The organism is Pseudomonas syringae group sp. 26L6, from assembly GCF_032587815.1.
In the GTDB taxonomy this organism is placed as follows: domain Bacteria; phylum Pseudomonadota; class Gammaproteobacteria; order Pseudomonadales; family Pseudomonadaceae; genus Aquipseudomonas; species Aquipseudomonas amygdali.
Map to the genome: position 1 here is coordinate 1 of NZ_JAWHPJ010000043.1, position 578 is coordinate 578.

Annotated in this window: 1 protein-coding gene; it reads left to right on the top strand. The window is 58.1% G+C overall.

Annotated elements, in window-relative coordinates; translation table 11 throughout:
• Positions 1–578 (top strand): type VI secretion system tip protein TssI/VgrG (gene tssI / locus RYA97_RS18560; protein ID WP_316886948.1); only part of this gene is annotated, 578 nt, incomplete at both ends.

Sequence of the window (578 nt, forward strand, 5' to 3'; positions counted from 1 at the left end):
GTCAAGGTGCAGTTTCATTGGGATCGTGAAGGCAGCGGCGATGACAAGAGCAGTTGCTGGCTGCGCGTGTCGTCCAGTTGGGCTGGTAATCGCTACGGTGGCATGACCATCCCGCGAGTCGGCATGGAAGTGCTGGTGACGTTTCTGGAGGGCGACCCTGACCAGCCATTGATCAGCGGTTGCCTGTACCACGCCGAACACATCCCGCCCTACGACTTGCCTGCGCATCAGACGCGCAGCGTGTTCAGAACCCTGAGCAGCCCCGGCGGCAATGGCTCCAACGAACTACGCATCGAAGACCGGGCTGGTCAGGAGCATATCTACATCCATGCACAGCGCGACTGGGACCAAAACATCGAGCACGAGCAGAAAATAAGAGTCGGTCATGAGCGACACGACCGGGTCGAGGGCAACAGCTACAGCGAATTCAAGGCTGAAGAACATTGCACTGTCGATGGCAACCGGCTGACCGAAGTCAAAGCGGACGATCACCTGACGGTGGGTGGAACACAGCACATCAGGGTAGTTGATGGGTTACTGGCACACGCCGGGCAGGAAATTCATCTCAAGGCCGGTAA